The organism is Pseudomonas ekonensis (genome assembly GCF_019145435.1).
In the GTDB taxonomy this organism is placed as follows: domain Bacteria; phylum Pseudomonadota; class Gammaproteobacteria; order Pseudomonadales; family Pseudomonadaceae; genus Aquipseudomonas; species Aquipseudomonas ekonensis.
On sequence record NZ_JAHSTS010000001.1, the window covers coordinates 1,045,995 to 1,072,457 of the forward strand.

Annotated in this window: 31 protein-coding genes; 27 read left to right on the top strand and 4 right to left on the bottom strand. The window is 63.4% G+C overall.

All coding sequences use genetic code 11. The features are described 5' to 3' along the window. Positions 1-108: 108 nt before the first annotated feature. The 20 genes from fabD to araH all read left to right on the top strand — a co-directional run bounded on the left by fabD (position 109) and on the right by araH (position 18,436). Complete coding sequence (gene fabD, locus KVG96_RS04825) at positions 109-1,047, top strand: ACP S-malonyltransferase (RefSeq protein ID WP_217891027.1); 939 nt, start codon at positions 109-111, stop codon at positions 1,045-1,047. Between the two features lie 16 nt (positions 1,048-1,063). Beyond that, complete coding sequence (gene fabG / locus KVG96_RS04830; RefSeq protein ID WP_085578120.1) at positions 1,064-1,804, top strand: 3-oxoacyl-ACP reductase FabG; 741 nt, start codon at positions 1,064-1,066, stop codon at positions 1,802-1,804. A gap of 196 nt (positions 1,805-2,000) precedes the next feature. Continuing rightward, positions 2,001-2,237 (top strand): acyl carrier protein, encoded by a 237-nt coding sequence (gene acpP, locus KVG96_RS04835; protein ID WP_217891028.1) that lies wholly within the window; start codon positions 2,001-2,003, stop codon positions 2,235-2,237. A gap of 107 nt (positions 2,238-2,344) precedes the next feature. Beyond that, entirely contained in the window at positions 2,345-3,589 is a 1,245-nt protein-coding gene (gene fabF / locus KVG96_RS04840; protein ID WP_217891029.1) for a beta-ketoacyl-ACP synthase II, read from the top strand. Next, positions 3,589-4,404: an aminodeoxychorismate lyase gene (gene pabC, locus KVG96_RS04845; protein WP_217891030.1), complete on the top strand. Its 816-nt coding sequence runs from the start codon at positions 3,589-3,591 to the stop codon at positions 4,402-4,404. Before fabF ends, pabC begins: the two co-directional genes overlap by 1 nt. A 3-nt stretch (positions 4,405-4,407) precedes the next feature. Then, entirely contained in the window at positions 4,408-5,583 is a 1,176-nt protein-coding gene (gene mltG / locus KVG96_RS04850; RefSeq protein WP_217891031.1) for an endolytic transglycosylase MltG, read from the top strand. Between the two features lie 19 nt (positions 5,584-5,602). Beyond that, positions 5,603-6,235, top strand: a complete 633-nt coding sequence (tmk, locus tag KVG96_RS04855) for a dTMP kinase (protein ID WP_217891032.1) — start codon at positions 5,603-5,605, stop codon at positions 6,233-6,235. Continuing rightward, on the top strand, positions 6,228-7,211 hold the full coding sequence (locus tag KVG96_RS04860) for a DNA polymerase III subunit delta' (RefSeq protein ID WP_217891033.1): 984 nt from the start codon (positions 6,228-6,230) through the stop codon (positions 7,209-7,211). Before tmk ends, KVG96_RS04860 begins: the two co-directional genes overlap by 8 nt. Before the next feature lie 68 nt (positions 7,212-7,279). Then, positions 7,280-7,636, top strand: a complete 357-nt coding sequence (locus KVG96_RS04865; protein WP_217891034.1) for a PilZ domain-containing protein — start codon at positions 7,280-7,282, stop codon at positions 7,634-7,636. Between the two features lie 14 nt (positions 7,637-7,650). Continuing rightward, a complete protein-coding gene (locus KVG96_RS04870; protein ID WP_217891035.1) occupies positions 7,651-8,436 on the top strand; it encodes a TatD family hydrolase in 786 nt (261 codons plus the stop codon). 341 nt (positions 8,437-8,777) lie between these two features. Then, a complete protein-coding gene (locus tag KVG96_RS04875) occupies positions 8,778-9,416 on the top strand; it encodes a TetR/AcrR family transcriptional regulator (protein ID WP_085578111.1) in 639 nt (212 codons plus the stop codon). 138 nt (positions 9,417-9,554) lie between these two features. Beyond that, positions 9,555-10,523: a GTP 3',8-cyclase MoaA gene (locus KVG96_RS04880; RefSeq protein WP_085578110.1), complete on the top strand. Its 969-nt coding sequence runs from the start codon at positions 9,555-9,557 to the stop codon at positions 10,521-10,523. An 88-nt stretch (positions 10,524-10,611) separates the two neighbouring features. Beyond that, a complete protein-coding gene (locus KVG96_RS04885) occupies positions 10,612-11,217 on the top strand; it encodes a DUF4823 domain-containing protein (protein WP_085578109.1) in 606 nt (201 codons plus the stop codon). A gap of 15 nt (positions 11,218-11,232) precedes the next feature. After that, the gene (locus tag KVG96_RS04890; protein ID WP_085636731.1) at positions 11,233-11,793 is read left to right on the top strand and encodes a DUF1285 domain-containing protein; all 561 of its coding nucleotides are present in this window, start codon (positions 11,233-11,235) and stop codon (positions 11,791-11,793) included. A gap of 97 nt (positions 11,794-11,890) precedes the next feature. After that, positions 11,891-12,607 carry a FadR/GntR family transcriptional regulator gene (locus KVG96_RS04895; RefSeq protein ID WP_217891036.1) on the top strand — a complete coding sequence of 239 codons (717 nt, stop codon included), beginning with the start codon at positions 11,891-11,893 and terminating at the stop codon, positions 12,605-12,607. A gap of 116 nt (positions 12,608-12,723) precedes the next feature. After that, a complete protein-coding gene (locus KVG96_RS04900) occupies positions 12,724-13,611 on the top strand; it encodes an SMP-30/gluconolactonase/LRE family protein (RefSeq protein ID WP_217891037.1) in 888 nt (295 codons plus the stop codon). 269 nt (positions 13,612-13,880) lie between these two features. Continuing rightward, complete coding sequence (locus KVG96_RS04905; protein WP_217891038.1) at positions 13,881-14,699, top strand: SDR family oxidoreductase; 819 nt, start codon at positions 13,881-13,883, stop codon at positions 14,697-14,699. A gap of 168 nt (positions 14,700-14,867) precedes the next feature. Next, a complete protein-coding gene (locus KVG96_RS04910) occupies positions 14,868-15,872 on the top strand; it encodes a substrate-binding domain-containing protein (RefSeq protein WP_217891039.1) in 1,005 nt (334 codons plus the stop codon). Between the two features lie 32 nt (positions 15,873-15,904). Then, the gene (gene araG, locus KVG96_RS04915) at positions 15,905-17,455 is read left to right on the top strand and encodes an L-arabinose ABC transporter ATP-binding protein AraG (RefSeq protein WP_217891040.1); all 1,551 of its coding nucleotides are present in this window, start codon (positions 15,905-15,907) and stop codon (positions 17,453-17,455) included. A gap of 12 nt (positions 17,456-17,467) precedes the next feature. Next, positions 17,468-18,436, top strand: a complete 969-nt coding sequence (gene araH, locus KVG96_RS04920; protein ID WP_217891041.1) for an L-arabinose ABC transporter permease AraH — start codon at positions 17,468-17,470, stop codon at positions 18,434-18,436. Between the two features lie 152 nt (positions 18,437-18,588). Here araH and KVG96_RS04925 read toward each other — a convergent pair whose 3' ends face one another. The 4 genes from KVG96_RS04925 to KVG96_RS04940 all read right to left on the bottom strand — a co-directional run bounded on the left by KVG96_RS04925 (position 18,589) and on the right by KVG96_RS04940 (position 21,356). Continuing rightward, complete coding sequence (locus tag KVG96_RS04925) at positions 18,589-18,969, bottom strand: Rho termination factor N-terminal domain-containing protein (RefSeq protein ID WP_217891042.1); 381 nt, start codon at positions 18,967-18,969, stop codon at positions 18,589-18,591. Positions 18,970-18,981: 12 nt separating this feature from the next. Next, positions 18,982-19,314 carry a hypothetical protein gene (locus KVG96_RS04930; protein ID WP_217891043.1) on the bottom strand — a complete coding sequence of 111 codons (333 nt, stop codon included), beginning with the start codon at positions 19,312-19,314 and terminating at the stop codon, positions 18,982-18,984. Between the two features lie 81 nt (positions 19,315-19,395). Next, on the bottom strand, positions 19,396-20,592 hold the full coding sequence (locus tag KVG96_RS04935; RefSeq protein ID WP_217891044.1) for an MFS transporter: 1,197 nt from the start codon (positions 20,590-20,592) through the stop codon (positions 19,396-19,398). Between the two features lie 110 nt (positions 20,593-20,702). Further along, positions 20,703-21,356 (bottom strand): HD domain-containing protein, encoded by a 654-nt coding sequence (locus KVG96_RS04940; protein ID WP_217891045.1) that lies wholly within the window; start codon positions 21,354-21,356, stop codon positions 20,703-20,705. A gap of 183 nt (positions 21,357-21,539) precedes the next feature. Here KVG96_RS04940 and KVG96_RS04945 point away from each other — a divergent pair, with 183 nt between their 5' ends. From KVG96_RS04945 to KVG96_RS04975, 7 genes are all read left to right on the top strand, one after another. Continuing rightward, on the top strand, positions 21,540-22,019 hold the full coding sequence (locus KVG96_RS04945; RefSeq protein ID WP_041475599.1) for a GNAT family N-acetyltransferase: 480 nt from the start codon (positions 21,540-21,542) through the stop codon (positions 22,017-22,019). Between the two features lie 160 nt (positions 22,020-22,179). Next, positions 22,180-22,842 (top strand): hypothetical protein, encoded by a 663-nt coding sequence (locus tag KVG96_RS04950; RefSeq protein ID WP_217891046.1) that lies wholly within the window; start codon positions 22,180-22,182, stop codon positions 22,840-22,842. Continuing rightward, on the top strand, positions 22,839-23,333 hold the full coding sequence (locus KVG96_RS04955; protein ID WP_085629709.1) for a PAAR domain-containing protein: 495 nt from the start codon (positions 22,839-22,841) through the stop codon (positions 23,331-23,333). The genes KVG96_RS04950 and KVG96_RS04955 overlap by 4 nt, the downstream gene beginning before the upstream one ends. A 6-nt stretch (positions 23,334-23,339) precedes the next feature. Beyond that, positions 23,340-24,080: an alpha/beta fold hydrolase gene (locus KVG96_RS04960; RefSeq protein ID WP_217891047.1), complete on the top strand. Its 741-nt coding sequence runs from the start codon at positions 23,340-23,342 to the stop codon at positions 24,078-24,080. Beyond that, positions 24,073-24,570, top strand: coding sequence for a hypothetical protein (locus KVG96_RS04965; protein WP_217891048.1), 498 nt, complete (start codon positions 24,073-24,075; stop codon positions 24,568-24,570). Before KVG96_RS04960 ends, KVG96_RS04965 begins: the two co-directional genes overlap by 8 nt. Before the next feature lie 29 nt (positions 24,571-24,599). Beyond that, a complete protein-coding gene (locus KVG96_RS04970) occupies positions 24,600-25,103 on the top strand; it encodes a hypothetical protein (protein ID WP_217891049.1) in 504 nt (167 codons plus the stop codon). A gap of 370 nt (positions 25,104-25,473) precedes the next feature. Beyond that, positions 25,474-26,463 (top strand): 2-dehydro-3-deoxygalactonokinase, encoded by a 990-nt coding sequence (locus KVG96_RS04975; RefSeq protein WP_217891050.1) that lies wholly within the window; start codon positions 25,474-25,476, stop codon positions 26,461-26,463.

The following is a 26,463-nucleotide window of genomic DNA, read 5'->3' on the forward strand; positions in this document are numbered from 1 at the left end:
ATGCTTAAATGTGACCGCCCGGTTCAAAGGGCCATCCAACTGTCAGTTTCTTGCGTCCCCCGGCGGGGCGCCAATTCTTCGACGACAAGATCATTAGGGGCTTGTTACATGTCTGCTTCCCTCGCATTCGTCTTTCCAGGACAGGGTTCGCAGTCCCTCGGCATGCTGGCCGAGCTGGGCGCGGAACATCCGTTGATCCTCGAAACCTTCAAAGAGGCCTCCGACGCCTTGGGCTACGACCTGTGGGCACTGACCCAGCAGGGCCCGGAAGAGCTGCTCAACCAGACCGACAAAACCCAGCCCGCCATCCTGACCGCCTCCATCGCCCTGTGGCGCCTGTGGCTGGCTGAAGGCGGCGCGCGTCCGGCGTTCGTCGCCGGCCACAGCCTGGGCGAGTACAGCGCGCTGGTCGCTGCCGGCAGCCTGAGCCTGCCCGATGCGGTCAAGCTCGTCGAGCGCCGCGGCCAACTGATGCAGGAAGCGGTTCCGGCCGGTCAGGGCGGCATGGCCGCCATCCTTGGCCTGGAAGATGCCGACGTGCGCGCCGCCTGCGCCGAAGCGGCACAGGGCGAAGTGGTGAGCGCGGTCAACTTCAACTCGCCGGGCCAGGTGGTGATCGCCGGCGCCAAGGCAGCCGTCGACCGCGCGATCGAGCTCTGCAAGGCCAAGGGCGCCAAGCGCGCCATGCCGCTGCCGGTCAGCGTGCCGTCGCACTGCGAGCTGATGCGTCCGGCCGCCGAGCGCTTCGCCGAAGCCGTCGCCGCCATCGCCTGGCAAGCACCGCAGATCCCGGTGGTGCAGAACGTCAGCGCGCAGGTGCCGGCGGATCTGGACACCCTCAAACGCGATCTGCTGGAGCAACTGTACAAGCCGGTGCGCTGGGTCGAGTCCGTGCAGACCCTGGCCGCCCATGGGGCCACCAGCCTGGTCGAATGCGGTCCGGGCAAAGTCCTGGCCGGCCTGAACAAGCGCTGCGCCGAAGGCGTATCGACCTCCAACCTCAACACCCCAGACGCTTTCGCTGCCGCACGTGCAGCGCTGGCCTGAATCAGGAGAAGCTTGCATGAGTCTGCAAGGTAAAGTTGCACTGGTCACCGGCGCCAGCCGTGGCATCGGCCAGGCCATCGCCCTGGAACTGGGTCGTCAAGGCGCCATCGTCGTCGGCACCGCGACCTCCGCCTCGGGCGCCGAGCGCATCGCCGCCACCCTGAAGGAGCACGGCATCCAGGGCACCGGCCTGGAACTCAACGTCACCAGCGACGAGTCGGTCAGCGCGGTGCTGGCAAGCATCCAGGAGCAGTTCGGTGCGCCGGCGATCCTGGTCAACAATGCCGGCATCACCCGTGACAACCTGATGATGCGCATGAAAGACGACGAATGGTACGACGTGATCGATACCAACCTGAACAGTCTGTATCGCCTGTCCAAAGGCGTTCTGCGCGGCATGACCAAGGCGCGTTGGGGCCGGATCATCAGTATCGGCTCGGTGGTGGGTGCCATGGGCAACGCCGGGCAAGTAAACTATGCGGCCGCCAAGGCCGGTCTGGAAGGTTTCAGCCGTGCGATGGCCCGTGAAGTCGGTTCGCGCTCGATTACGGTCAACTCGGTGACCCCAGGGTTCATCGACACCGATATGACCCGCGAACTGCCGGAAGCGCAGCGCGAAGCCTTGCAGACGCAAATTCCGCTGGGTCGTCTGGGGCAGGCTCAAGAGATCGCATCCGTGGTCGCTTTTCTTGCGTCCGACGGCGCGGCATACGTGACCGGGGCTACAATCCCGGTGAACGGCGGGATGTACATGTAATACAAATGTGACGGATTGCTTCAAAAAAATGTCATACGAGCTGTCTAAAATCCGTTATAAAGCTGCAATCTATTTATAGGCAGGGGGCCGCAGGGTTCGAGGAGTGAAGCTTTCAGTTGAAAAGCTGAAAAGCCTTTCTATACACTTACCCACTGGCCAGCTGCCTGAATTTGTCCATTAGGAGTGAAAACAAGGTATGAGCACCATCGAAGAGCGCGTCAAGAAAATCGTTGCCGAGCAACTGGGTGTTAAAGAAGAAGAAGTGAAGAACGAATCTTCCTTCGTTGACGACCTGGGTGCCGACTCCCTTGACACCGTTGAGCTGGTGATGGCTCTGGAAGAGGAATTCGAGACCGAAATCCCTGACGAAGAAGCCGAGAAGATCACTACCGTACAAGCAGCAATCGATTACGTTAACGCTAACAAGGCGTAATAGTTTGTAATCGTTGTTCGCTGTCATGGAAAAACCGCACTGCCATCATGGCGTGCGGTTTTTTCTTTAGGCCTGATGCAAATCGTCATTTGAAAAAGGAGAGTGCTGTGTCGCGTAGACGCGTCGTAGTCACCGGTATGGGTATGTTGTCGCCACTGGGCACGGACGTGCCGAGCAGTTGGCAGGGCATTCTGGCTGGCCGCAGTGGCATTGGTCTGATCGAACACACCGACCTTTCTGCCTATTCCACCCGTTTCGGCGGCTCGGTAAAGGGCTTCAATGTCGAGGAATACCTGTCGGTCAAGGAAGCGCGCAAGCTCGACCTGTTCATTCAGTACGGTCTCGCGGCGGGTTTTCAAGCCGTGCGCAACGCCGGCCTGGAAGTCACCGACGCCAACCGCGAACGCATCGGCGTGGCCATGGGTTCGGGTATCGGCGGGCTGACCAACATCGAAGAGACCAGCCGCACGCTGCATGAGACCGGCCCGCGCCGGATTTCCCCGTTCTTCGTGCCGGGCTCGATCATCAACATGATTTCCGGCTTCCTGTCGATCCATCTGGGCGCACAGGGGCCCAATTACGCCATCGCCACGGCCTGCACCACCGGCACGCACTGCATCGGCATGGCGGCACGCAACATCATGTACGGCGAAGCCGACGTGATGATCGCCGGCGGCGCCGAAATGGCCGCCTGCGGTCTGGGCATGGGCGGCTTCGGTGCCTCCCGCGCGCTGTCGACCCGCAATGACGAGCCGACCCGCGCCAGCCGTCCATGGGACAAGGGCCGTGACGGTTTCGTGCTGTCCGACGGCGCCGGCGCCCTGGTGCTTGAAGAACTGGAGCACGCCAAGGCCCGCGGCGCGACCATCTACGCCGAGCTGATCGGCTTCGGCACCAGCGGCGACGCCTACCACATGACGTCGCCGCCCGCCGACGGCGCCGGTGCCGCGCGCTGCATCACCAATGCGCTGCGCGACGCGAAGATCAACGCCGACCAGGTGCAGTACATCAACGCCCACGGCACCTCGACCCCGGCCGGCGACCTCGCCGAAGCCCAGGCGATCAAGTCCGTGTTCGGTGACCATGCCTACCGGCTGGCGGTCAGTTCGACCAAGTCCATGACCGGCCACCTGCTGGGTGCGGCGGGCGCGGTCGAGGCGATCTTCAGCGTGCTGGCGATCAACAGCCAGGTGGCGCCGCCGACCATCAACCTCGATGAGCCGGACGACGGCTGCGACCTCGATTTCGTGCCGCACACCGCGCGCAACATGGACATCGATGTCGTGCTGTCCAACTCCTTCGGGTTCGGCGGCACCAACGGCACGTTGGCGTTCCGTCGGTTCGCCGGCTGATGGACTGCTGGGTCGACGGTCAACCGGCTGACGCACTGTCGCTGAAAGATCGCGGCCTGGCCTACGGCGACGGTCTTTTCGAGACCGTCGCCGTTCGGGACGGGCAGCCGTTGCTGCTGGACCGGCATCTGGCGCGTCTGGCCGAAGGCTGCTCGCGCCTGGCCATCGCGGCCGATCCCGAGCGGATCCGCCATGAGCTGTCCAGCTATGCGCTCGCGATGGGGGAGGGTGTGCTCAAGCTCATCCTCACCCGGGGCGACGGTCAGCGCGGTTACGCGCCCGACACGACGGCGCCGGGGCGGCGCATTCTGCAGGCCAGCCCTGCGCCGTCCTATCCCGCCGCACACGCTGAGCAGGGCATTCGCTTGTTTCCGTGCAGCACGCGCCTTTCCCACCAGCCGCTCCTTGCCGGGCTCAAGCACCTCAACCGACTCGAACAGGTCATCGCCCGCAGCGAATGGCAGGACGGCGAGCACGCCGAAGGCTTGATGCTCGACCAGGCCGGCCGGGTGATCGAGGGCGTGTTCAGCAATCTTTTTCTGGTGCGCGACGGCGTGCTGGTCACGGCGGACCTGAAGCGTTGCGGGGTGGCCGGCGTGATGCGCGCCGAGCTGCTGGCCCAGGCCCGTGGCCTTGGGATCCCCACCCAAGTCACCGACATCGGGCTCGAACAGCTGCAATGGGCCGATGAAGTGTTTGTCTGCAACAGCGTCTATGGCGTCTGGCCGGTACGTGCCTGCGCCGCACTGAGCTGGCCGGTTGGTCCGCTCACCCGTAAACTGCAAACCATTGCCCGCGCGCTACTGGATGCCTGATTCGTGAGACGTAAACTTTTGCTGCTGCTGGAGACCGGACTGGTGCTGGCAGGGCTGCTGATGGGCGCCAGCGCCTGGAAGATCCATTCGGCGCTGGAACAGCCGCTGAACATCACGCAGGAAGAGCTGCTGGATGTTCCCAAGGGGTCGACCCCCACCCGCACCTTCCTCGGGCTCGAAGCGGACGGCGTCATCAAGGACGCTTTCTGGCTGCGGGTCTATTGGCGCTTCAACCTGGCCGGCACCCCGATCCACAGCGGCGAATACCGCATGCAGCCGGGCATGACCGTCAACGGTCTGATCGAGCTGTGGAAGCGGGGCGATGTGGTTCAGTACAGCCTGACCCTGGTCGAAGGCTGGAACTTCCATCAGGTGCGCGCCGCCTTGGCCAAGGACGAGAAGCTCGAACAGACCCTCGACGGCCTCAGCGACAGCCAGGTGATGGAGAAGATCGGCCATCGCGGCCTGTTCCCGGAAGGTCGTTTCTTCCCGGACACCTACCGTTTTGTGCGAGGCATGAGCGATGCCGAACTGCTCAAGAAGGCCTTCGACCGCCTGGACGAAGTGTTGGCCAAGGAGTGGGAGAACCGCTCGGCCGATGCACCTTACACCGAGCCTTACCAGGCGCTGATCATGGCTTCGCTGGTGGAGAAGGAAACCGGCGTACCCCAGGAGCGCGGCCAGATCGCCGGTGTGTTCGTGCGGCGCATGGCGCTCGGGATGCAGCTGCAGACCGACCCGACCGTGATCTACGGACTGGGCGACCGCTACACCGGCAAGCTGACCCGGGCCCACCTCAAGGAAGCCACGCCGTACAACACCTATGTGATTCCGGGGTTGCCGCCGACGCCGATCGCCATGGTCGGACGCGAGGCGATCCATGCCGCCCTCAACCCGGTGGAAGGCAACAGCCTGTATTTTGTCGCCCGGGGCGACGGCAGCCATGTGTTCTCCGACGATCTGGACGCGCACAACAATGCGGTGCGCGAGTTTCAGCTCAAGCGCCGAGCCGATTACCGCTCCAGCCCTGCGCCGGCCGGCCAGGCCCCGACGCAGGAGGCAGCGCCGGCAGGCGATGAGGTGATCCCCGCCGCCGCGCCCGATGCTGCGCCGGAGTCGATGCCACCGCAGGAGCCGGCGCCGGCCTCTGAGGCGGCCGCTCCGCAAACGACGCAATGAATTTGATGAAGGACTGCCCGTGACTGGCTTGTTTATCACCCTGGAAGGCCCGGAAGGCGCCGGCAAAAGCACCAACCGCGAATACCTTGCCGAGCGGCTGCGCGCCGCCGGCATCGAAGTGGTGCTGACCCGTGAGCCGGGCGGTACGCCGCTGGCCGAACGCATCCGCGAGGTGCTGTTGGCCCCGGCCGACGAAGTCATGCACTCCGACGCCGAACTGCTGCTGGTGTTCGCCGCCCGCGCCCAGCACCTGGCCGAAGTGATCCGTCCGGCGCTGGCCCGGGGAGCGGTGGTGCTGTGCGACCGCTTCACCGATTCGACCTATGCGTACCAGGGCGGCGGCCGTGGCCTGTCGCTGGAGCGCATCGCGGTGCTGGAAAGCTTTGTCCAGGGCGACCTGCGTCCGGACTTCACACTGATTTTCGATTTGCCGGTTGATGTCGGTCTGGCCCGGGCCGCTGCCCGTGGCCGGCTGGACCGGTTCGAGCTGGAAGGTCAGGCGTTTTTCGAAGCGGTGCGCGATGCGTTCCTCAAGCGGGCCGAGGCTGACCCCAAACGTTACGTGCTGATCGATGCCGCGCAGCCCTTGGCGCAGGTTCAGCAATCCCTCGACGCCTTGTTGCCGCGTCTCCTGGAGCGCAGCCGTGGCTGAAGCCTACCCCTGGCAGGACAGCCTTTGGCAGCAACTGGCCGGACGCAGCCGGCACGCCCACGCTTACTTGCTGCACGGGCCTGCCGGCATCGGCAAGCGGGCGCTGGCCGAACGGCTGATGGCCAGCCTGTTGTGCCAGCGCCCGACGCCGGACGCCTGCGGCGAATGCAAATCCTGCCTGCTGCTCAAGGCCGGCAGCCATCCGGACAACTACATCCTGGAGCCGGAGGAGGCCGACAAGGCGATCAAGGTCGACCAGGTGCGCGACCTGGTGAGTTTCGTGGTGCAGACCGCGCAGCTGGGCGGACGCAAAGTGGTGCTGATCGAACCGGTGGAGTCGATGAACATCAACGCCGCCAACGCCTTGCTCAAGAGCCTTGAAGAGCCGTCCGGCGATACCGTGCTGCTGTTGGTCAGCCACCAGCCGAGCCGCCTGCTGCCGACGATCAAGAGCCGCTGTGTGCAGCAGGCCTGTCCGCTGCCGGGCGAGGCGATGAGCCTGAAGTGGCTGGCCGGCGCCTTGCCGGAATGTTCCGAAGACGAGCGTGTCGAACTGTTGACCCTGGCCGCCGGTTCGCCGCTGGCGGCGGTCACCCTGCACAACCAGGGCGTGCGCGAGCAGCGGGCGCAGGTGGTCGACGGGGTGAAGAAGCTGCTCAAGCAACAGCAATCGCCGATGCAGTTGGCCGAGGAATGGAAGAGCATTCCGATGCTGCGCCTGTTCGACTGGTTCTGCGATTGGTCGAACCTGATCCTGCGCTACCAGTTGACCCAGGATGAAACCGGCCTGGGCCTGAGCGACATGCAAAAGGTCGTGCAGTACCTGGCGCAGAAAAGCGCCCAGGGCAAAGTGCTCGACATCCAGGACTGGATCCTGGCCCAGCGCCAGAAGGTGCTGAGCAAGGCCAACCTCAATCCGGCGCTGTTGCTGGAGTCGCTGCTGGTGCAGTGGGCGGGATTGCCTGCCCAGCGCTGACGCTTGCGTGAGCGCCGCAAAAGCGGCGGTGTGTGCCTAGACTCTGAAGATCAGCAGTGGAGGTGAACATGAATGAACCTGTCAGCCCCGGGCCGCGCAACGGCATCCTTTCCCTGACCATCAAGGACAAGTCGGTGCTGTATGCCGCCTACATGCCGTTCATCAAGAACGGCGGCCTGTTCATCCCGACCAACAAAAGCTACCGGTTGGGCGACGAGGTGTTCATGCTGCTGCACCTGATGGACGAGACGGAAAAGATACCGGTCGCCGGCAAGGTGGCCTGGATCACCCCCAAAGGGGCGCAAGGCAACCGCGCGGCGGGTGTCGGCGTGCAGTTCAACGATGGCGACAACACCGCCCGAAGTCGCATCGAAACCCATCTGGCCGGAGCCCTGAAGTCCGACCGTCCCACTCATACGATGTAAGTTGCAGTCCTTTTATGCTTGTAGATTCCCATTGCCACCTTGATCGCCTTGACCTCGCCGCCCACGACGGCTCCCTGGATGCCGCACTGGATGCCGCCCGGCAGCGTGGTGTCGGGCACTTCCTGTGCATCGGCATCAGTGCCGACAACGCCGCCGACGTGAAAGCGCTGGCCGAACGCTACGACGACGTCGACTGTTCGGTGGGCGTGCATCCGCTGGACGTCCAGCCGGGCGCGGCGCCGGCGCTGGACTGGCTGTTGCGTGAAGTCGATCACCCCAAAGTGGTGGCCATCGGCGAGACCGGGCTGGACTACCACTACGAACCGGAAGCCGCCGAACTGCAGCAGGAATCCTTCCGCCTGCACCTGCAGGCCGCGAAGCAGACCGGCAAGCCGGTGATCATCCATACCCGCGGTGCGCGCGAGGACACCCTGGCGCTGCTGCGCGAGGCGGCGCTGCCCCAGGCCGGCGTGCTGCATTGCTTCACCGAGGACTGGGACATGGCCAAGGCCGCCCTGGACATGGGCTATTACATTTCCCTGTCGGGCATCGTCACGTTCCGCAACGCCGATGCGCTGCGCGATGTGGCCAGCCGGGTGCCGGCGGACCGCCTGCTGGTCGAGACCGACTCGCCGTACCTTGCGCCGATCCCGTACCGGGGCAAGCCGAACCTGCCGCAGTACGTGCGGGAAGTGGCAGAGTTTTTGGCGATGCTGCGCGGCGAGGACTACGAGCGCTTTGCCGCGCAGACTACGGAGAATTTCAGGCGGCTGTTCCCGCTGGCCCACGTAAGCGCCTGAATCGCGGGCAAAAAAAACCCGGGTTCTGGGGGGTGAATCCGGGTTAAGACCATTAGGAGTAAAACAAAGGCACGCGGTCCTTTGGTACCTTTACCGGCGCGGCACTTGGGGGAGATGCCGCCCGACAGTTCAAGTATTGATCAGTCTGGCGTTCAGTCCAGTGGGTCGGCCGGGGTTTTTAAACAAATTTGGAATACGATCGCTTCGGTTGAGTTCTCATTCCCGTGCAAACGTTCGTGAAACGAACGGGAAACACAGATATGGTCGGATGATCCGTGCATTTTTGCGCAAGTTAGGCATAATACGCGGCTTCGTATTTTGACCCCTACAGACCTTTTCTTATGCACAAAGAACCTCGTAAGGTCCGTGAGTTTCGTCGCCGCGAGCAAGAAATTCTCGATACCGCGCTCAAGCTGTTCCTCGAACAAGGTGAAGACAGTGTCACCGTCGAGATGATTGCTGATGCCGTGGGTATCGGCAAAGGCACGATCTACAAGCACTTCAAGTCCAAGGCGGAGATCTACCTGCGCCTGATGCTCGATTACGAGCGCGACCTGAACGCGCTGTTGCATTCGGCCGATGTCGACAAGGACAAGGAAGCCCTGTCCCGTGCCTACTTTGAATTCCGCATGCGCGATCCGCAGCGCTACCGCCTGTTCGACCGGTTGGAAGAAAAAGTGGTCAAGGGCAATCAGGTGCCGGAAATGGTCGAGGAGCTGCACAAGATCCGCGCCTCGAACTTCGAACGTCTGACCCTGCTCATCAAAGGCCGCATCAGCGAAGGCAAGCTGGAGGACGTGCCGCCGTACTTCCACTACTGCGCGTCCTGGGCGCTGGTGCACGGCGCCGTGGCGCTGTATCACTCGCCGTTCTGGAGCAACGTGCTGGAGGATCAGGAAGGTTTCTTCCAGTTCCTGATGGACATCGGCGTGCGCATGGGCAACAAGCGCAAGCGTGACCCTGAAGCGCCGACCAACTGAAGCCATTCAGTTGCCTTATCGCGCCATGTTTTCGCTGCATGGCGCAGTACCACAGGAATATACTCAGGCATAGGGGTTGCTAAAACTTGATTTGTGAGTCAAGTTTTAGCCGCCCGATTTACTGTTGCCGGAGTGATCATGATCGTTGACCGTCAAGGCAGGCGTTTTCGCAATCTGCGGATCAGCCTGACCTCTGCCTGCAATTACGCCTGTACCTACTGCGTGCCGAACGGCAAGCGGCTGGTGGCTGCGCAGGATGAGCTGTCGGCCGAGGCCATGGCGCGCGGCGTGGCCTATCTGATCGAGGCGGCGGGCATCGAGCGCCTGCGCATCACCGGCGGCGAGCCGTTGGTCAGTCCCAAGCTCGAATCCTTCATGGGCGCCGTCGGCCAGATGGGGCTGGAGGACATCAGCCTCACCACCAACGGTCAACTGCTGGCGAAAAAGCTGCCGTTGCTGGTCGACGCCGGCCTGCGGCGGATCAACGTTTCCCTCGATACCCTGGACGCCGGCGCGTTCCGCAGCATCGCCCGCGGCGGCGACCTGGCCACGGTGCTCGACGGCATGGAGCAAGCCGCGGCGGCGGGCCTGAAGATCAAGGTCAACATGGTGCCGTTGCGGGGGCAGAACCTCGATCAGGTGATGCCGCTGCTCGACTACTGCCTGGCGCGGGGTTACGAGTTGCGCTTCATCGAGCTGATGCGCATGGGTCACCTGGCCAACGACACCAATGCCTTCCTGCAGCAGTTCGTCAGCCTTCAGCAGTTGCTCAGCCTGATCGGCGAGCATTACGAGTTCGCCCAGGCCGATGCGCCCATCGACGCCACCGCCGTGCGCTACGGGATTCCCGGCGTCGGCCATTTCGGCGTGATCGCCAACGAAAGCGTGCCGTTCTGCCGGACGTGCTCGCGGTTGCGCCTGTCGTCCACCGGATGGCTGCATGGCTGCCTGTCGTCGAGCAACCGTCACTATGTCGGCGATCTTCTGGACAAACCCCGCCACCAGGCGTTGCCGGCCTTGCAGCGTTTGCTGGTCAAGGCGCTGGGGGACAAGCAGGAGGTGGCGTTCTCCGGCGGCGCAACGGTCATGAAGATCATCGGCGGCTGAACAACCGCACAGGATGACCGAGCTGGCGCAAAAGCTGCATCCTACGGCCATTCGCCGGTTTTCCGTCACCGGCTTCTGGAGGATGAGGATGCGTAGCCTGGTTTTGCTGCTGGCCGTTCTGGCGCTTGGTGGCTGTATGACTGTCAGCGATATGGCGGAGGGCACCCGCTATCAGATGAGCGACGCGGGCCTGCTGGATCACAGTGACAGCCGGCGCGTGAACAACCTGCGCATTCAGCCGGACTCGTTCATCTACATCGCCCAAGGGGCGTTCGCGCCGCCGGGCGGCTCTTACCCGCGCCCGAACGTGGTCGCCGAAGAAGCCTTCAAGGGCTTCGTCGAGTATTTCCCGATGGTGCGCCGCGCCCGTGCGCCGGAAGGTCTGGATCAGGCGATGGGCGAGGCCCGCGAGGCCGGCGCCCACTACCTGCTTTACACCCGTTTCGCCAAGGCCGACAACCGCATCGGCAACTCCGATGAATGGCTTGACGAGGAAGCGGTGGATCGCCTTGGCATCGACAGCGGCGTGATTCAGATCATGTTGATCGAGACCAGCACCCAGTATCTGATCGATACTGCACGGATCAAGAGCCGTGGCGGGTTGCTGACGTTCCACGACAACAAGCCGGAAGACCTGATCGGCCCGCCGCTTGCCCAATATGCGCGCAGCCTGCTGGGCGTGGCCGACCAATAACCAGAGGAATGCGCCATGAGCGGACCGCAGAAGGCCAATGACCTGCTGGGGCAGATCCCCAAGACCCAAGGCTTGCCCCCGGTGCACTTGTGGAATCCGGACTTCTGCGGCGACATCGACATGCGCATCGCCCGGGACGGCACCTGGTTCTACCTGGGCACGCCGATCGGGCGCAAGCCGATGGTCAAGCTGTTCTCCACCATCATCCGCCGCGACGGCGATGACTATTTCCTGATCACCCCGGTCGAGAAGGTCGGGATCAAGGTCGACGATGCGCCGTTCGTGGCGATTGCCGTCGAGGCGCAAGGCGAGGGCGAGGCGCAGGTTCTGCGTTTCACCACCAACGTCGATGAGACCGCCGAGGCCGGCGCCGAACATCCGATCCGCGTGCAGACCGATCCGCTCACGCAAGAGCCTGCGCCGTATGTGCATGTGCGCAGCAACCTGGAAGCGCTGATCCACCGCAACGTGTTCTACCAACTGGTGGAGCTGGCGGTCAGCCGCGAAATCGACGGCCAGCGCTGGCTGGGCGTATGGAGCGGCGGCGAGTTCTTCCCGATCGGCCTGGAGCCCTGAGGTTCATGCGTCACCTGTGGTATTGAACAATCCGATTTGACTCCCAATCGTATGATGATTAGCGTGGGCATCCATCGCAGACGGCGTTGAGGTGTCCATGTCCAGCAGCTTTCATGCATCAACGGTCGATTGGCTCGGAGGATGGATCGCGGCAGGCCATGTGCAGCCGGGGCAGGCCATCAAGGTCGAGGCCGATCTGGGCGAGCAGCTCGGGGTCAGTCGAACCGTCATCCGCGAAGCCATCAAGACCCTGGTCGCCAAAGGCATGCTCGAGGTCGGGCCGAAAGTCGGCACCCGGGTGCTGCCGGTACGGCGCTGGAACCTGTTCGACCCGCAGGTGGTGGGCTGGCTGTCGCGCAACGGGCTGCCGGAAAACTTCGTCGACGACCTCCTCGACCTGCGCCGCACCATCGAGCCGATGGCGGTGCGCTGGGCCTGCGAGCGGGCCACGGCCGAACAGTTGCAAGCCGTGCAACTGGCCTACAACGCGCTGGAACGGGCGGTGGACGACGGCCTCGATTACAACCGCGCCGACCAGGCTTTTCACGAATGCATCCTCGCCGCGAGCCACAACCAGTTCATCGAACAGATGGTGCCGGCCCTCGGCGCGTTGCTGGCGGTGTCTTTCGAGGTGTCCGCCGCCGACCCCGATGAGTTGCGCCGCACCTTGCCGATCCACAAGGACATGGCCGACGCCATCGCCGCCCGTGACGCTGCGCGGGGCGTCTGGGCCTGCATGACGTTGATCGACGACGCGGACCTGGCGATCAAGCGCCATTACCCGCAGGTGATGGCCGACAGACGACATGGCTGACCACCGCGCAGCCTTATGTGGGAGCGAGCCCGCTCGCGATGGCGGATTTGCGGCCGACACAGAAGCGACTGACGCACTGCCATCCCCACCCCAAACAGACGATCGAAGGAGGTTGCATGACGTGGACCGCAGTGACCCAGCACCGGGCGCACCTGGGCGAAGGCCCGTTCTGGGACGCGCCGACCCAGGCGCTGTACTGGGTGGACATCGCCGGCCGCCAGGCCTTGCGGCTGATCGGCCACAACGTGCAGATCTGGCAGATGCCGGAGCACGTGTCGGCGTTCATTCCCTGCGCCAGCGGCGATGCACTGGTGACCCTGAGCAGCGGCGTGTACCGCCTGGACCTCGATTCGCCGGGCCTTGAGCCCAGGCTGACGCTGTTCTGCGTCGCCGATCCGCAGCCCGGCAACCGGCCCAACGAGGCCCGCTGCGATGCCTTGGGCCGGCTGTGGCTGGGCACCATGCAGAACAACATCGGCGAACAGGGCGAGGACTTGCCCATTGTGCGGCGTTCCGGCGGGCTGTTCCGCATCGATCCGGACAAACGCATCACGCCTCTGCTGCGCGGCCTGGGGATCCCCAACACACTGCTGTGGCGCGACGGCGGCACCACGCTGCTGTTCGGCGACAGCCTCGACGGCACGCTGTACCGCTACTTCGTCCATACCGACGGCAACCTCGACACCGCCTGCATCTGGTACGGCCCCGACCAGCACCAGGGCAAGCACGGCGGGCCGGACGGCTCGGCGATGGACGTCGACGGCTACGTCTGGAACGCCCGCTGGGACGGCGGTTGCCTGCTGCGCCTGACCCCGGACGGCCAAGTGGATCGCCGGATCGACCTGCCGGTCAGCCGGCCGACCAGTTGTGTGTTCGGCGGCGAAGACATGAAAACCCTGTACATCACCAGTGCCAAGAGCCCGCGCAACCATCCGCTGGACGGTGCGGTGCTGTCGATGCGGGTGGATATCGCCGGCCTGCCTTGTACCCGGTTTGCTGGATAGTTCCCATAATATGGGATGCAAAATTATATATTGAGATTATTTGGCGGTCGGGTTTATAGTCGGCCCCAGCAGTGACACGCACTCACACTCAAAAAGAACAAAACAGGTGAAGTGATGCAGCCAATCTCCATCGCACTCCCCAGTGGAGCCGGCGCTTCGGGCCGTTTCGGTGCCGTCGCGTCCATGCGCCTGTTTGTTCCAGAAGCCTTCCGTACCGGACATCGTCAGATGTCCGGTTTTTTTGCGCTTTCGAACAGGAGTCCTGATCCATGGCTGAACCCCTTTCCCTGCCGCCGGTGCCGGAACCGCCGAAAGGCGAGCGCCTGAAGAACAAGGTCGTGCTGCTTACCGGTGCCGCCCAGGGCATCGGCGAGGCGATTGTCGCCGCGTTCGCCTCGCAACAGGCCCGGCTGGTGATCAGCGACATCCAGGGCGAGAAAGTCGAGAAGGTCGCCGCCCATTGGCGCGGGCAGGGCGCCGATGTCCAGGCGGTCAAGGCCGATGTCTCCTCCCAGCAGGACCTGCACGCCATGGCCGAGCTTGCCGTGGGCCTGCACGGGCGCATCGACGTGCTGGTCAACTGCGCCGGGGTCAACGTGTTCCGCGACCCGCTGCAGATGACCGAAGAGGACTGGAAACGCTGCTTCGCCATTGACCTGGACGGCGCCTGGTACGGCTGCAAGTCTGTACTGGCGCAGATGATCGAGCAGGGCGCCGGCAGCATCATCAACATCGCCTCGACCCATTCGACGAACATCATCCCCGGCTGCTTTCCGTACCCGGTGGCCAAGCACGGCCTGCTCGGGCTGACCCGCGCCCTGGGCATCGAGTACGCGCCCAAGGGCATCCGGGTCAACGCCATCGCACCGGGCTACATCGAAACCCAGCTCAACGTCGACTACTGGAACGGCTTCGACGACCCCCATGCCGAACGCCAGCGCGCCTTCGACCTGCACCCGCCGCGCCGCATCGGCCAGCCCATCGAGGTGGCGATGACGGCGGTGTTCCTGGCCAGCGACGAAGCGCCGTTCATCAACGCCTCGTGCATCACCATCGATGGCGGCCGCTCGGTGCTGTACCACGACTGACAGCAAGGCGTCTGGGGCGGATCAGTCCGTCTGAAATTCAATCATCATACGATATGACTATTTTCGGTACGGTGAGAGGGCTGCCTCACGGCCCGGCAGGCGCAAGGGCCCTCGCTGCAGAGACTTAACGTTTTCGAACAACGCTCAAGAACAACAAGGAGTCTGCTCATGAAACGTCGTTACGCAATCCGCAACCTGTGCAGCGCCGCGCTGGCGACCGCTGCGTTCAGTATCAGCGGTTCGCTGCTGGCCGCCGACCCGGTGAAGATCGGCTTTCTGGTCAAGCAGGCGGAAGAACCCTGGTTCCAGACCGAATGGGCCTTCGCCGAAAAGGCCGCCAAGGACAAAGGCTTCGAGCTCATCAAGATCGCCGTGCCGGACGGCGAGAAAACGCTCTCGGCCATCGACAGCCTGGCCGCCAACGGCGCCCAGGGCTTTGTGATCTGCCCGCCGGACGTGTCCCTGGGCCCGGCGATCATGGCCAAGGCCAAGCTCAACGACCTGAAGGTGATCGCCGTGGACGACCGCTTCGTCGACGCCGGCGGCCAGTTCATGGAAGACGTGCCGTACCTGGGCATGGCCGCGTTCGAGGTCGGCCAGAAGCAGGGCGCCGCCATGGCCGCCGAAGCGAAGAAGCGCAACTGGGACTGGAAGGACACCTACGCGGTGATCAATACCTACAACGAACTCGACACCGGCAAGAAGCGCACCGACGGCTCGGTCAAGGCGCTGGAAGACGCCGGCATGCCGAAGGCCAACATTCTGTTCTCGGCGCTCAAGACCCTCGACGTGCCGGGCAGCATGGACGCCACCAACTCGGCCCTGGTGAAGCTGCCGGGCGCGGCGAAGAACCTGATCATCGGCGGCATGAACGACAACACGGTGCTGGGCGGCGTGCGCGCCACCGAAGCGGCAGGGTTCGCGGCCAGCAATGTGATCGGCATCGGCATCAACGGCACCGACGCCATCGGTGAGCTGAAGAAACCCGCCAGCGGCTTCCACGGCTCCATGCTGCCCAGCCCGCACATCGAGGGCTACAACACCGCGAGCATGATGTACGAGTGGGTCACCACCGGCAAAGAACCGCCCAAGTACACCGCCATGGACGACGTCACCCTGATCACCCGCGACAACTTCAAGCAAGAACTGGAAAAGATCGGCCTGTGGAACTGAAGACTGTCCGGACGGTGTGACGAGGTGGCTTTATGCATGCGCAAGAACAGACACACGAACACGAACCGCATTCAACCGGCGCCAGCCTGCGCTTCAACGGGATCGGCAAGACCTTTCCCGGCGTGAAGGCGCTGGACGGCATCAGCTTCGTCGCCCGGCCGGGTCAGGTGCACGCCCTGATGGGCGAGAACGGTGCCGGCAAATCGACCCTGCTGAAAATCCTCGGCGGCGCCTACGTCCCCAACAGCGGCGAACTGCAGATCGGCGAGCGGACGATGGCGTTCCGCTCCACCGCCGACAGCATCGCCAGCGGCGTGGCCGTGATTCACCAGGAGCTGCATCTGGTGCCGGAGATGACCGTGGCCGAGAACCTGTTCCTCGGTCACCTGCCGGCGCGCTTCGGTCTGGTGGACCGCGGCGCTTTGCGCCGGCAGGCCCTGGCCTGCCTCAAGGGCCTGGCCGATGAGATCGATCCGCAGACCAAGGTCGGGCGCCTGTCCCTGGGCCAGCGGCAACTGGTGGAAATCGCCAAGGCGCTGTCCCGGGGCGCCCATGTGATTGCCTTCGACGAACCGACCAGCAGCCTCTCGGCCCGGGAAATCGAGCGGCTGATGGCGATCATCGGCCGCCTGCGCGACGAGGGCAAAGTGGTGCTGTACGTCTCCCACCGCATGGAGGAGGTGTTCCGCCTCTGCGATGCGGTGACGGTGTTCAAGGACGGCCGCTACGTGTGCACGTTCGAGGACATGAGCCAATTGACCCACGACCGCCTGGTGACCTGCATGGTCGGTCGCGACATCCAGGACATCTACGATTACCGCAGCCGGCCCCGCGGTGCGGTGGCGCTCAAGGTCGACGGTCTGCTCGGGCCGGGCCTGCGCGAGCCGGTCAGTTTCCAGGCGCACAAAGGCGAAGTCCTCGGCCTGTTCGGGCTGGTCGGCGCGGGGCGCACGGAACTGCTGCGCCTGCTCGGCGGCCTGTCGCGCAGCACCGCCGGACGCCTGCTGCTGCGCGGCCACGAACTGAAACTGCGCTCGCCCCGCGACGCCATCGCCGCCGGGATCCTGCTGTGCCCGGAGGATCGCAAGAAGGAAGGCATCATCCCGCTGGCCAGCGTCGCCGAGAACATCAACATCAGTGCCCGCGGCGCTCATTCCGGCCTCGGCTGCCTGCTGCGCGGGGGCTGGGAACGGGGCAACGCCGACAAGCAGATCAAGGCGCTGAAGGTGAAGACGCCCCACGCCGGGCAGCCGATCAAGTTCCTCTCCGGCGGCAACCAGCAGAAGGCGATCCTCGGCCGCTGGCTGTCGATGCCGATGAAGGTGCTGCTGCTCGACGAACCCACCCGCGGCATCGACGTCGGCGCCAAGGCCGAGATCTACCAGATCATCCACGACCTGGCCGCCGGCGGCATTTCGGTGATTGTGGTGTCCAGCGACCTGATGGAAGTGATGGGCATTTCCGACCGCATCCTGGTGCTGTGCGAAGGCGCCGTGCGCGGCGAGGTCAGCCGCGACCAGGCCAACGAATCCAACCTGCTGCAACTGGCTTTGCCGCGCCAACGCGCCGGCGCGTCGAACTGAGAGGTGAACCTGATGACGACTCAAAACGAAGCCTTGCCGACGCCGCGCAAGACCCTGGACCTGCGGCGCTTTCTCGACGACTGGGTGATGCTGCTGGCGGCCGTCGGCATCTTCGTCGCCTGCACGCTGCTGATCGACAACTTTCTGTCGCCGCTGAACATGCGCGGGCTGGGGCTGGCGATCTCCACCACCGGGATCGCCGCCTGCACCATGCTGTATTGCCTGGCGTCGGGGCACTTCGACCTGTCGGTGGGTTCGGTGATCGCCTGCGCCGGCGTGGTGGCGGCGGTGGTGATGCGCGACACCGACAGCGTGCTGCTGGGTGTCGGCGCGGCGTTGGCGATGGGGCTGATCGTCGGGCTGATCAACGGGATCGTGATCGCCAAGCTGCGGGTCAACGCGCTGATCACCACACTGGCGACCATGCAGATCGTCCGTGGCCTGGCCTACATCTTCGCCAACGGCAAAGCGGTGGGCGTGTCCCGGGAATCGTTCTTCGTGTTCGGCAACGGGCAGATGTTCGGCGTGCCGGTGCCGATCGTGATCACGGTGCTGTGCTTCCTGTTCTTCGGCTGGCTGCTCAACTGCACCACCTACGGGCGCAACACCATGGCCATCGGCGGCAACCAGGAAGCGGCGCTGCTGGCGGGGGTGAACGTCGACCGCACCAAGATCATCATCTTCGCCGTGCACGGCGTGATCGGCGCGCTGGCCGGGGTCATCCTCGCCTCGCGCATGACCTCCGGCCAGCCGATGATCGGGCAGGGCTTCGAGCTGACGGTGATTTCTGCCTGCGTGTTGGGCGGGGTTTCGCTGAGCGGCGGGATCGGCATGATCCGGCACGTGATCGCCGGGGTGCTGATCCTGGCGATCATCGAGAATGCGATGAACCTGAAGAACATCGACACGTTCTACCAGTACGTGATCCGCGGCTCGATCCTGCTGCTGGCGGTGGTCATCGACCGGCTCAAGCAGCGCTGACCTGTGGCGCCTGAACCGGTGCCATCGCCAGCAGGCCGGCTCCCGCCCCGTTTGGCGGTGAACGCCAATGCGGCATCCACCCGGGAAGCCTGTGAGAGCGGGCTTGCCCGCGATGGCGTCAGCCCAGGCGCCTCAGAATCCGCAGAAGAAACTCATCCCGCCTTGCGCAAGGCTTCGATCAGCTCCTGCTTGCGCATGGTGGAGCGGCCGGGGATGTCCTTCGCCCGGGCCTCCTTCCTCAGGCTCTCGACCGTTTGGGTATTGCGCGAAGCGCGGCTGTCGCGTGGGAGTCCTTCACGGCTGGCGGCTGCCCGCCGCGCCGACTCACGGCGATCCCGGGTCTTGGCGTCCGCCGTCTTTTCCCGACCGGAGCCGCCGGCCTTCTCGCCGCCGCCGGACTGCTTGTTTACCGTCGCCCAGGCGCGGGCTTCGGCTTCGTCCTTCGGCACGCCTTTGTGTGCGTAGCGCTCTTCGATGTGCTGTGCCTTGCGCTTTTGCTCGGCGGTGTATTTGGCTTTGCTTCCACGGGGCATGGGGTGTTCCTCCTACGGGTTGCCGCTGCCGGAGCCCGGCAGGGCGTCGGGCCTCTTGCCGCTGCCAGGTCCCGTGTCGGCGGGCGGGACGGGATTGCCGGGTGTGCCGCCCTGGCGCCCTGGATCGTTGCCCTGTGTTCGTGGATCGATGCCGGTGGCCGGCGGCAGGGCGTTTTCCACGCCCGAGCCGTCGGTGTTCATGCCGGGGGCACTCTGGATGGCGGGGGCCTTGGGCCGCTCGACCGGGTCGGTGGGGCCGGTGCCGGCGGCGGTGACCGTGGCGGCGAAGGCCGCCGGGCAGAGCGCGGCGGTGAGCAACAGGGCAGTCAACCTTGACGCAATCATGGCGAGTCTCCAGTGATGGATGTCCTTACCTGACGTTGGTCTGCCCCGCAACGCAGAGGTGCCCGGCCGATGACGAACGGTCTAGGCCGCTTGCGCAGCGCGCTCCCGTGACCGCCGCCACAGCAGCCGGGCGACGGTGATCAGCCAGTTCTGCGCCGCCACCGCCAGGACCGTCAGCAGCAGGGCCGGCATGCCCCGCTCGACGATGATCTTGCCTGCCAGCAGCGGAAAGCCGAACACGCCGATGAAGTACGCCAGGCTGAACAGCAGCAACGCCTGCGGCATGGTGCCCGGCGGTGCTTCGTTGGCCGCCAGGCCGTTGATCACCGAATAGGTGAGGCCGTAGCCGACGCCCAGCATCAGCGCCGCCAGCAGGTAACCGGCGCCGCTGTGCACACCGAAGGCGAACAACACGATCGAGCCCAGCATCAGTCCCGACAACAGGCACGACGCCCGCAGCGGATCGCGCTTGACCACGAACCCCGCGATCAGCAGACGGCTGCTGATGGCCGCACTCATGAAACCGATGAAGAACAGCGAGTAATCCAGCGAGCGGCCGGCGGCGTAGCTGGTCTGGAAGCTCGACAGGCCGCCGAACACCGCGCCGCCGAGGCCGACCATGATGATCGGCAGCACCGCCCGGGACCCCAGCACCTGTGCCGTGGCACGCCAGGAAATGCGCGCGGCCGATGTCGCCTGGGCGCCTGTGAGCCGTGCGCCGAGGCGCCAGAACAGCCCTGCGCCCATCAGGCTCGCCGCCGCCGCGATGAAGAACGCCGACGTCACCGGCCAACCCAGCGCGGTGGCCGCACGGCCGAGCAACGGGCCGCTGCCGATCCCGGTCATCATGCTGCCGGACAGCAGGGCAAAGTACTTCGCCCGCTGCGTCGGGCTCACCAGGCTGGCGACGATGATCGGCCCCAGCGTGTAGAACACGCCCCAGCCCAGTCCCAGCAACAGGCCGAAAAACAGCAGCAGCGAACCGAACCCCGGCGTCAGCGCAAACCCCAGGCTCGCCGCCGCCAGCAGCAGGCCGAACAGCGCAATCGAGCGCGGCGCGCCCAGCCAGTCGGACAGGTGCCCGGACACCAGCACCGCCGCAAAGGTGCTGAGCATCGCTGCGCTGATCACGCTTCCGGCGTCGTGTTCGTTGCCGCCCCGGGAGCCGATCAGCAGCGACAGCAGAAACGTCGCGCCGTAAGACAGCGACAGCAGATAGCTGGCCAGGCAAAACAGGCCGAACAGCCTGCCCGGAACCTTGGGTGTTGCGTGAGGCATGACGCGTTTCCTTCAACCGACAGAAATGAGCGTCCCCTATCTACCATGCCGGGCGGGCGGGTTAGGTCTGAGGTTGGTGAAGTCAGGATCGGCGCCGGGCGGAGTAACCCTCAGGCGATGCCGATCTCTTCCTTGAACCGCTCCAGGAATTGCTTCAGGCGCTGATGGCGCAACTGCGCAAGGCGCTGGCCGGCCACGGTGCGAAAACCGGCGGCCAGGTTCAGCAGCTTGGTCTGGAAGTGGTCGAGGCAGAAGCGACTGTCGTCGTAGTCCCGGCCTTTGGCTTCGGGGTCGAGCGGATCGTACAGCGCGCTGCCCATGCGCCCGGCGGTATAGAACGTGCGGGCGACGCCGAGCATGCCCAGCGAATCGAGCCGGTCGGCGTCCTGCAGGATTTTGGCCTCCAGCGTCAGCGGCTCGATGCCTGCGGAAAAGCTGTGGGCCTCGATGGCATGGCCCACGGCGTCGATCTCGGCTTGGGGCCAATCGAGCGTTGTCAAGACCGTTGCGGCCTTCGCCGCCGCCAGGCGCGATGCCTGCGCACGCATTGGCGAGTTCTTCTCCACGGCCACGCAGTCGTGCAGCATCACCGCCGCCAGCAGCACCCGCAGATCCCCGCTTTCCTCGGCCTGCAGGGTTCGCGCGTTGTGCCATACCCGCTGCAGGTGCGACAGGTCGTGGGCACCGTCTTCCGAGGGCTCCAGGGCGTGGGGCAGCAGTTGGGCGGCGAGCGGCGCCAAAGGGGAAAAGGCGAGATTGTTCATGGGCATCGTGTCCGGCATGCGAAGATCCTGTGGGAACCAGCCTGCTGGCGATGGCGTCGGTCCGGACGCCGCCTGGCTGGAGCAAGGCAGTTGCGTCGGATAGGGTAGTGCGTGCAACGCCATGTGACGAGCGCTGCGCGCCGCCGTAGTATGGCGCTTTCCCATTTCCGACAAGGCCCGTCCATGACGATCGAGATCCGCCCGGCGACCCCCAGCGATGCACCGCAAATCCTCGCGTTCATCACGGAACTCGCCGATTTCGAAAAGGCCCGCCACGAAGTCATCGCCAGCGTCGCCGACATCGAGCGCAGCCTGTTCAGCGAAGGCGCCACCGCCCACGGCCTGATCTGCCTGCGCGACGGCCTGCCCATCGGGTTCGCGGTGTTCTTCTTCAGCTATTCGACTTGGCTTGGCAGCAACTGCCTGTACCTCGAAGACCTCTACATCACCCCGGAGCAGCGCGGCGGCGGCGCCGGCAAGACCCTGCTGCGCCACCTCGCCAAGATCGCTTGCGCCAATGACTGCGGCCGCTTCGAGTGGAGCGTGCTGGACTGGAACACCCCGGCCATCGAATTCTACAAATCCCTCGGCGCCCAGCCCCAGGAAGAGTGGGTGCGCTACCGCATGGACGGCAAGGTGTTGCGGGAGTTTGCCGAGGGCTGAAAAAAAGGTGGGCGGTTCAGGGTTCGCCTGATTGTCCGCACGCTTCCCGTCCGGCATCCTGTGCGCCTTTTTTTGCGCGCTCACGGACGACACCTGCAATGCCTTCGGCACTCTTTCTCCACGCCCGTGGAGCCTTCGCTGCGTCAATGAGTGACCGGCGATGAGCGGACTACGGGCGTCCATGCGTCTGTACGGCCTGGTGAAAAACCTTGGCTCCACCGACAACCCCCATCGGCAGGCGGTGGACATTCTCTGCACCGTCAACCGCACGGGCGGCAATGCCATCCGCGCCTTCGTGTCGCGCCTCGACGCCGAACTGATGGCCCGCAGCGCGGGGCTGGAGGGCTACCGCGTGATACCGCTGCGCACCTTCGACCCGAATGTGTTCATCGGCGCCCATCGCGGCTGGCTGATGCTTCACGTGTGCTGCGGCTTCACCGCCCCGTCCGGGCAAGCGATGCTGCATGAAGGCACGCTGTCGCCGATGGGCTGGTATGTCTACCTCGAAGCCGGGCGCTGGACGGACCGGCATTACCTGGAGCTCGGCCCGCAAATGGCCGGACTGCTGCAAGACACTTACCGGTTGCACGGTTTGCGCCACTACAACGACTGGCTCAACGAACTCGACGACGCCACGCCAGCTGAGTTGGCCTGGCAGGCCGATCAAGCCTGGCAGCGTGCGCAGACTGTCATCGCCCTCGACGGCCGAGGGCATCGCCACGGCCTGTTCGACCCCACCGACAACCGCTGGCGCTTCGCCGCGACCGACATCGATATCCATCAGCCTCACCCGGAACCTTTGAAGCAAGGAGCTTTGAATTGAGTGGAAAACCCGCCGCCCGCGTCTCAGACCCGACCGCGTGCCCTTTGCCTGGCCATGGCAACAACCCGATCGTCTCCGGCTCCCCGAACGTGTTCTTCGACGGCCTCCCGGCCGCGCGCATGACCGACAAATCCGCTTGCGGCAGTCCGATCACCGGCGGCGTCTCCGCCACCGTATTCATCAACGGCCTGAACGCCGCGACGCTCGACAGCACCGGAGGCCACGGCAATGTCGTGGTGGGCGGTTCCGGGACGGTGATTATCGGGCAGAGCGGAGGAGGGGCGGCGTTCAGTGGGTTGTTGCCGATGCCGGTGCATTTCAATGACCGGATGCAGGTGGTCAATGAAATCACCGGCGAACCGATGCCAAATCACCCTTATGCGATTCAGCGTGGTGATGGGAGCGTAGAACATGGCGTAACGAATGAGGCGGGCTTCACCCATATGGTGAGTTCGCATCTGCGTGAAACCATCAAGTTGTTTGTGGAGTAGGAAACTATGGCAGCTGAAAATCCTGCGCTGAAAGGGTGTCAAAGGCTGGTCGTGGCCCATGACTTGACTTGCAAAACTGATGGGACTGTAAAGCAGGCGACGGTTGCTCCCAAGAAAATTGTTCTCTTTTTCGTGGGCGGTGCTGGAGATAAAGAAAGCTATTATGGTACAGGGCCGAATAATAACGTTGCCGATGTGCTAAGAATATTTGTGAAGAATATGGAAGTTGAGGGGATTTGCGCAGATAACTATGATGCGCATCATATTGGCTATAACTATTTTTTCAATGATGAAGACCTGAAAAAAAATGTGCTAGATAAGATTGCTGACATGACGACACCCGTATACATAGTTGGGCATAGCCTTGGGGGCTGGAATGGTGCACATTTGTCCGCTGTTTTGACGGATAGGGGGTATCGAGTTTCGTTTCTAGCCACACTTGATCCAGTAGGTGAAGGAAAGATTGTGTGGGGGATATCCAATATCTATCGTCAGGAGCCGAAGCCGAAGGCCGAGTACTGGGTAAATGTCAGGGCCGACGCGAAAGACTGGAACTTTTCTGATCTGGTGGCTGATTTCGGGGAGCAATGGGATATGAAAAGCGGGCCCAATATGAACGGAAGGGTAGATGTAAATCACGCCGATGCTGGGTATATATATACAAGGGCACTGCCGAGTGGGAAGTCAGCTAGAGATGTTTTGATGCAGTCTGTTGTCAAACATTTTAAAGGAAGACAGTGTGCGTAATTTTATATTGTTTGTTGCTCTGTTGCTTAGCTCGTCCTGTGCCATAAATCATGGGAAGCCTATTGCTAATCTAAAATATCTCGGGGTGGATCGTTATCTGGATAGGAATATATATCAGGTAAGATTCACTTCTGATGTTGATGTTGTAGATTTATTCAAATCGAAAATAAGTCAGGCTTTAATCTGTTCGTTTGGAGATGATTTCGACTTTTCGGTTTCTCATGCCATGGATGTTTATGGGGAAGGATCTATAGAGTCGGTAGTTTCAAGTAAAAATCCGGAGTTTAGGGCTGATGTTTTGTTTTTCGAGAGGAAGGATGCTACCAGCGAGAAAGTTCTAGATAGTGAAGGGTTGAAGTCGCGTTTGCTGGGGAGAGAGTTTCTTGTTTGTAAGGTAAGGGTAAACTCCTACTCCTATAAGGTGTACTTGTCAGAGGAAATGAGATTGCCGGTGGCCGATCTTCTGAGAGAGATCGAGAAATTTAAATAGGTAACTCTGATGTGAAGAGTATATTTTCAATGCTTGTCTTGATGCTTTGTGCATCTTGTGTGAAAGGAATAAAGCTCCCTGAGTCGCGCATAGAATTTGTTTCCGTGGCGGAGACTAAAGGCAGTCCTTTTCTTGATCTTCGCTTCAGTTCGAAGACCAATCTGTTGACGTTCTTTAAGTCAAATACCGGCGAGGATCAGTTGGGAGAAGCGCTGATCTGCTCGCTGGATCAGAATGTTGCCTTTGAGAGGAGGCAGGATTTGCCGCGTTACCTTGAGGGTGAAATGGTTGAGGTCGGCGGCCCTGGGCCAGGGCAAGATGGGAAGCATATTTACTCCGCTCGCCTGTTTGCCATGCAAACACCGGATGGCGGAACATCGAGCACCTTCATTCCCAAGGCCCAACTGCTGGAAGTATTGAGGGGGCAGGATTCATTGGCCTGCAGGGTTTTTACTTCCTCTTACTCCTATGGCGGTTATTACTCGAATTCAATGAATGTTCCGGCAGTTGAGGTTGTGCGCGCCATTGAGTGAAGGAATGGTCGGTAAAGAGATTGTTTTTGGGTGACGTGCAGCCATGAACTCACCCTATGGATGAAACCCGCCTGATTCTTCCCAACTCCCATGCACCCACCCATCCAGCGCTTGTCGCCCCGCCCCGGCCTTCCCCTCGCTGAAGCCAGGGCAGCGGAGAGCAGCAGCGTTTTCAGCGGATGTCTCATTTCTTTCTTCCTTGATCCGTCGGCAGCCGTGCCGCAGGCGCGCATTCTAGAGCGTTGGCGCAGGCCTGCGCGTCATATTTGCATCGTCCCAAAATGTGGGACTGATATTTATATATTGAGATTTTGTGGCGCCCAGGTTTATAGTCCAGCCCACTCACTGCCAAAACAAAACAGGTGAAGCGATGCTGGCGCAATTGATCGCCCTCGATTGGGGGACGACCTCCCTACGTGCTTACAAACTCGGGCCGGACGGCCAGGTGCTGGAGCAGCGGTCGCTGTCGTTCGGGATCATGCAGTTGCCGAAGACGGCGCGGGTCATCCATGGTCGCGAATGCGCCGACGGTTTTGAGCTGGCGTTCGATGAGGCCTGCGGCGACTGGCTCGATGCGCAGCCCGGTCTGCCGGTGATCGCCTGCGGCATGGTCGGCAGCGCCCAGGGCTGGTGCGAGGCGGCCTACCGCGAGACGCCGGCCGACGTCGCCGACCTCGGCCATTCCCTGCAAACGGTGCGCAGCCTGCGTGGTGTCGATGTGCAGATCGTGCCGGGGGTGATCCAGCGTTCGCGCCTGCCGAACGTGATGCGCGGTGAAGAAACCCAGGTGCTCGGCGCGCTGCAGAACCTGGCGCCGGGGGCGGGCGGCGATCTGTTGATCGGCCTGCCGGGCAGCCATTCGAAATGGGTGGAGGTGGCCGGAGGCTGCATCACCCGCTTCGACACCTTCATGACCGGCGAAGTGTTCGCCGTGCTCAGCGAGCACAGCATTCTCGGGCGGACCCAGCAGCACGGCGCAGCCTTCGACGGCCAGGCGTTCGACCGGGGCGTGCAGGTGGCACTGTCGGCGGAAGGTCAGATCGGCGTGCTCTCCACCCTGTTCAGCGCCCGCAGCCTGGGCCTCACCGGCGAACTCGGCGCCGCCGCGCAACCTGACTATCTCTCCGGCCTGCTGATCGGCCATGAGCTGGCGGCCCTCGCCCAGGTGCAGCGGCAGCGGCGACACAGCGTGCACCTGCCTTCGATCGTCCTCATCGGCAACGGGGCTCTGTGCGCCCGTTACGGCCGGGCCCTCGACGCCTGCGGCTTCGCCCGCGTGACGCTGGCCGAGCAGGCCACCGAGCGCGGCCTGTGGCAACTGGCGCTGGCCGCCGGACTGATCGTTTCCCCATCCCGTTAA